This is a genomic window from Methylibium sp. T29 (genome assembly GCF_000576205.1).
GTDB classification, from domain to species: domain Bacteria; phylum Pseudomonadota; class Gammaproteobacteria; order Burkholderiales; family Burkholderiaceae_C; genus Methylibium; species Methylibium petroleiphilum.
The window spans coordinates 1-5,524 of record NZ_AZND01000221.1; the positions used below are offsets into that span (position 1 = coordinate 1).

General features: G+C 69.1%; 6 protein-coding genes. 1 reads left to right on the plus strand and 5 read right to left on the minus strand.

Translation table 11 applies throughout. From position 1 onward, the window contains the following. The 5 genes from rsfS to x551_RS17895 all read right to left on the minus strand — a co-directional run. Nucleotides 1-498: ribosome silencing factor (gene rsfS / locus x551_RS17875; RefSeq protein WP_036233020.1), on the minus strand; the 498-nt coding region annotated here is incomplete at its 3' end. 24 nt (nt 499-522) lie between these two features. Further along, entirely contained in the window at nt 523-1,152 is a 630-nt protein-coding gene (gene nadD, locus x551_RS17880; RefSeq protein ID WP_036233028.1) for a nicotinate-nucleotide adenylyltransferase, read from the minus strand. A gap of 5 nt (nt 1,153-1,157) precedes the next feature. Further along, nucleotides 1,158-2,078, minus strand: a complete 921-nt coding sequence (hemF, locus tag x551_RS17885; RefSeq protein ID WP_011828938.1) for an oxygen-dependent coproporphyrinogen oxidase — start codon at nt 2,076-2,078, stop codon at nt 1,158-1,160. Between the two features lie 10 nt (nt 2,079-2,088). Next, a complete protein-coding gene (purD, locus tag x551_RS17890) occupies nt 2,089-3,381 on the minus strand; it encodes a phosphoribosylamine--glycine ligase (RefSeq protein ID WP_036233018.1) in 1,293 nt (430 codons plus the stop codon). 10 nt (nt 3,382-3,391) lie between these two features. Further along, nucleotides 3,392-4,117 (minus strand): YebC/PmpR family DNA-binding transcriptional regulator, encoded by a 726-nt coding sequence (locus x551_RS17895; protein ID WP_036233015.1) that lies wholly within the window; start codon nt 4,115-4,117, stop codon nt 3,392-3,394. Nucleotides 4,118-4,202: 85 nt separating this feature from the next. Between x551_RS17895 and x551_RS17900 the strand changes: the two genes are divergently transcribed. Beyond that, nucleotides 4,203-5,524, plus strand: a 1,322-nt coding sequence (locus x551_RS17900; RefSeq protein WP_036249857.1) for a helicase HerA-like domain-containing protein, incomplete at its 3' end; no start/stop codon positions are given.

The window sequence follows — 5,524 nt, forward strand, 5'->3', positions numbered from 1 at the left end:
CTTGGCCGCGGCGGACTTGCGCGCCGGCGCGGCCGGCGCCGAGGCACCGGACCGCGACGCATACTTCGCCGCCGGCTTCTTGGTCGCCGCGCGCTGCTTCGTCTCGGCCGGTGCCTCGTCGGGCGCCGAGGCCTTGACCAGGCCCTTGCTCACCGCGCCGAACTTCATCTTCACCGACTTGCCGCCCCAGATCTCCTCAAGGTGGTAATAGCGGCGGATCTCGGGCTGCATGATGTGCGCCACAGCCGCACCGCAGTCGACGATGATCCACTCTCCGTTGTCCTCGCCCTCGGTGCGCATGACCGGGAAGCCCTGCGATCGGACCGCGTCGCGCACGCTGGCGGCCAGGGCCTTCGTCTGCCGGTTGCTCAGGCCCGAGGCCATGATCACCCGTTCGAACAGCGGCGACAGGTGCTCGGTGTTGAAGACCTGGATGTCCTGGGCCTTCACGTCCTCGAGGCCATCGACGATGGCGCGTTGCAGTTTACGGATGTCCATGCAGCTCCGGGCTGGGTGCCGCCCTCAGGCGGCGGGGACGCCACCGCGAGGCGGCGCGTAGAGGTGGTAACGGTCAATATAGCGCGCGACCACGGTGGGCACCATGTCGGGAACCAGCGACTGCGCGGTGCCACCGGCCGCGAGGTGGGCACGGATCGCCGTCGACGAGACGTTCATCGGCGGCATGGGCAGCGCCTCGATGCGGTGCCAAACCGCCAGCAGTTCGGAAGGCGGCGACGGTGACTTGCCGTCGCGGCCGGCCACCGCCAACGTGACTCGCGTGATCAGCTCGCGCCACTCGTGCCAGGTGGGCAGGCGTTCGTACTGGTCCTGTCCGATCACCAGAAACCACTTCGCGTTCGGCTCGGCGAGCTGCGACTCGCGCACCGTGTCGATGGTGTAGCTGGGGCCGTTCCGCTCGATCTCGCGACGGTCGAGCTTGAAGCCGCGGTGGCCGGTGATGGCCGCCTTCACCATGCCGGCGCGGTGTGTGGCGCTCAGCAACGTGCGCTCCTTCTGCCACGCCACGCCGGCCGGGATCCAGCGCAGCTCGTCGAGCTTGAGGTGCTGCACGGCGGTCATCGCGAGCACCAGATGGCCCATGTGCGGCGGATCGAAACTGCCGCCGTACAGGCCGATGCGGCGAGGAGGCACGGCGTTCAAGTCGGGGCCACCCAGTCACGGGGCCGAAGGAAGTCGCTGTAGAGCCGGGCTTCCGGCGTGCCGGCCTCGGGCTGCCAGTCGTAGCGCCAGGCCGCGGCCGGCGGCATCGACATCAGGATGGATTCGGTGCGCCCGCCGGACTGCAGCCCGAACAGCGTGCCGCGGTCCCACACCAGGTTGAACTCGACGTAGCGGCCGCGCCGGTAGGCCTGGAACCCGCGCTCGCGTTCGCCGAACGGCAGCGCCTGGCGGCGCTGCACGATCGGCAGATAGCCCGCGAGCAGCGCGTCGCCGACCGCACGCGTCATCGCGAAGCTGCCATCGAAGCCGAGTTCGGAGAAGTCGTCGTAGAACACGCCGCCGACGCCGCGCGGCTCGTTGCGATGCTTCAGGAAGAAGTACTCGTCGCACCACTGCTTGAAGCGCGGGTACTTGTCGTCGCCGAACGGCGCCAGCGCGTCGCGGCAGGTGGCATGGAAATGCGCCGCATCCTCCTCGAAGCCGTAGTACGGCGTCAGGTCCATGCCGCCGCCAAACCAGGTGACGATCTCGCCGTCGGCTCGGTGTGCAGCCAGCATGCGCACGTTCATGTGCACCGTCGGCACATAGGGGTTGCGCGGGTGGAACACCAGCGAAACGCCCATCGCCTCGAAGGGAGCGCCGGCGAGCTCGGGGCGATGCTGGGTGGCCGACGGTGGCAGTGCCCGGCCGCGCACATGGCTGAAGCTGCAGCCGCCGCGCTCGAGCAGGCGGCCGCCCTCGATCAGGCGCGACAGTCCCTCGCCCTCCAGCTTGCCGCCCGGCTCGCGCGTCCAGCGGTCGCTCAGGAAGCGCCCGCCGTCCTCCGCCTCCAGCGCGGCGACGATGCGCTCCTGCAGACCCAGCAGGTAGTCCCGGACGGCTTGCGTGTCAGTCATCGGGCGGGCGTCAGCGCTTGATCGCGCGGTGACCGATGTCGCGGCGGAACTGCATGCCGTCGAAGGCGATGCCCGAGAGTGCGTCGTAGGCGCGGGCCTGCGCGACCTTGGCCGAGTCCCCGAGCGCGGTGACGCACAGCACGCGGCCGCCACTCGTCACGATGTCCTTGCCCGGCTTGCTGGTGCCGGCGTGGAACACCACCGCGTCCGCGGTCTCGGGCGGCAGGCCGGTGATCACGTCGGCCTTGCGCGGTTGCTCCGGGTAGCCGTGCGCGGCCATCACCACGCCGAGCGCGAAACGCCGGTCCCACTGCAGCTCGACCTGGTCGAGCGTGCCGTCGGCGGCATGCGTCAGCACGTCCAGCAGGTCGCTCTTGAGCCGCATCATGATGGGCTGGGTTTCCGGGTCGCCCATGCGGCAGTTGAATTCCAGCGTCTTCGGGTTGCCCTGGGCATCGATCATCAGCCCGGCGTACAGGAAACCCGTATAGGGAATGCCATCACGCGCCATGCCGTCGAGCGTGGGCTGGATGATCTCGTGCATCACCTTGGCGTGGATGTTGGGCGTGACCACCGGCGCCGGCGAGTAGGCGCCCATGCCGCCGGTGTTCGGTCCGGCATCGCCGTCCTTCAGGCGCTTGTGGTCCTGGCTGGTGGCGAGCGGCAGCACGTGCCGGCCATCGGCCAGCACGATGAAGCTGGCTTCCTCGCCGGCAAGGAACTCCTCGATCACCACCCGCGCTCCACCGGCGTTGTGCGTGACCCCGAGCTTGTTGTCGCCGCTGTGGCCGGCCAGCATCCAGTCGACCGCCTGATGGGCCTCGTCGAGCGTCGCCGCGACCACCACGCCCTTGCCGGCCGCCAGGCCGTCGGCCTTGACGACGATCGGCGCGCCCATGCGGTCGACGTAGGCATGCGCGGCCGCCGCATCGGAGAAGGTCTCATAGGCAGCCGTGGGGATGCCGTGGCGCTTCATGAAGTCCTTCGAGAAGGCCTTCGAGCTCTCCAGTTGCGCGGCCGCCTGGGTCGGGCCGAACACCCGCAGTCCGCGCGCGCGGAACACGTCCACCACACCAGCCGCCAGCGGCGCCTCCGGGCCGACCACCGTGAGGCCGATCTTCTCGGCCTGCGCGAAGTCGGCCAGCGCGTCCACCTCGGTGATCGCGACGTTCTTCAGGCGCACGTCGAGCGCCGTGCCGCCGTTGCCCGGCGCCACGTAGACCATCTGCACCTTGGGCGACTGCGCCAGCTTCCAGGCCAGCGCGTGCTCGCGGCCACCGCCGCCGATGACGAGAACCTTCATGTCGTCCTGCTCACTCGTCCAGTTCGGCGTTGTGGAACACGGCCTGCGTGTCGTCCAGGTCTTCCAGCACGTCGAGCAGCTTCTGCATGCGTTGCGCGTCCTCGCCGGCCAGCGCCACGGTGTTCTCGGCGCGCATCGTCACCTCGGCCAGCTCGGGCACCAGCCCGGCCGCCTGCAACGCCGCCTGCACGGCCTCGAAATCGGGCGGCGCACAGAGCACCTCCACCGTTCCGTCGTCGTCGGTCACCACGTCCTCGGCGCCGGCATCGAGCGCCACCTCCATGATCCTGTCCTCGCTGCTGCCCGGCGCGAACATGAACTGGCCGCAGTGCTTGAACTGGAAGCTCACCGAGCCGTCGGTGCCCAGGTTGCCGCCGTACTTGCTGAAGGCGTGCCGCACCTCGGCCACGGTGCGCACCCGGTTGTCGGTCATCGTGTCGATGATGATCGCCGCGCCGCCGATGCCATAGCCCTCGTAGCGGATCTCCTCGTAGCTGACGCCTTCCTGGTTGCCGGTGGCCTTGTCGACGTTGTACTTGATGCGGTCGGCCGGCATGTTGGCGGCCTTGGCCTTGTCGATCGCCAGGCGCAGCCGCGGGTTCATCGCGGTGTCGCCGCCGCCGGCGCGGGCCGCCACGACGATCTCTCGAATGATGCGGGTCCAGATCTTGCCGCGCTTCTCATCCTGGCGGCCCTTGCGGTGCTGGATGTTGGCCCATTTGGAATGGCCGGCCATGTTGTTCTCGTTTCGGAAAGCTTAGGATTGGAAAGATTTTAGTGGACGCCTCCGCGTCTTCGCCCGCCCCCCTGCCGAGGACCTCATGGCCGAACCCCTGCTGATCGCCAAGCACGGCGAGATCGAATGCGCGCTGCTGCCCGCCCTGGCCAACCGCCACGGGCTGATCACCGGGGCCACCGGCACCGGCAAGACCATCACGCTGCAGGCGCTGGCCGAGCAGTTCTCGAAGATCGGCGTGCCGGTCTTTCTGGCCGACGTGAAGGGCGACCTGACCGGTATCGCCCAGGCCGGCAGCGTGAACGACAAGCTCGCCAAGGTGCTGAAGGACCGCGGCCTGGACCTGCCGACCCCGCTCGCCTGCCCGGCCACCCTGTGGGACGTGTTCGGCGCCCAGGGCCACCCGGTGCGCGCCACCGTGTCCGACATGGGCCCGCTGCTGCTGGGCCGCATGCTCGCGCTCAACGAGACCCAGCAGGGCGTGCTGTCGCTGGTGTTCAAGATCGCCGACGACAACGGCATGCTGCTGCTGGACCTGAAGGACCTGCGCGCGATGCTGCAGCACGTGGGCGACAACGCCAAGGAGTTCCAGACCGAATACGGCAACATCAGCGCCGCCAGCGTGGGCGCCATCCAGCGCGGCCTGATGCAGATCGAGGAACAAGGCGGCGACAAGTTCTTCGGCGAGCCGATGCTCGACATCGGTGACTTCATGCAGACCGCAGACGGCAAGGGCGTGATCAACATCCTGGCCGCCGACAAGCTGATGACCGCGCCGCGGCTCTACGCCACCTTCCTGCTGTGGATGCTCAGCGAGCTGTTCGAGTTGCTGCCCGAGGTGGGCGACCTGGAGAAGCCCAAGCTGGTGTTCTTCTTCGACGAGGCTCACCTGCTGTTCACCGACGCCCCGAAGGCTCTGGTCGAGCGCATCGAGCTGGTGGTGCGGCTGGTGCGCTCCAAGGGCGTGGGCGTCTATTTCGTGACGCAGAACCCGCTCGACGTGCCCGACAGCGTGCTCGGCCAGCTCGGCAACCGCGTGCAGCATGCGCTGCGCGCCTTCACGCCGCGCGACCAGAAGGCCGTCAAGTCGGCCGCCGAGACAATGCGCGCCAATCCCGGGCTCGACATCGCCACCGCGATCACCGAGCTGGCGGTCGGCGAGGCGCTGGTCAGCCTGCTCGACGAGAAGGGCCGCCCCGGCATCACCCAGCGCGTCTTCGTCATCCCGCCGGGCAGCCAGATCGGCCCGATCACGCCACAGCAGCGCCAGGCGCTGATCGCCGGCTCGCTGGTGGCCGGCGTGTACGAGAAGGTGGTCGACCGCGAGTCGGCCTACGAGAAGCTCAAGGGCCGCGGCGCCGCCACGGCCGAGGCGGCCGACGCGCTGAAGGCGAATCGCGCGCCGGC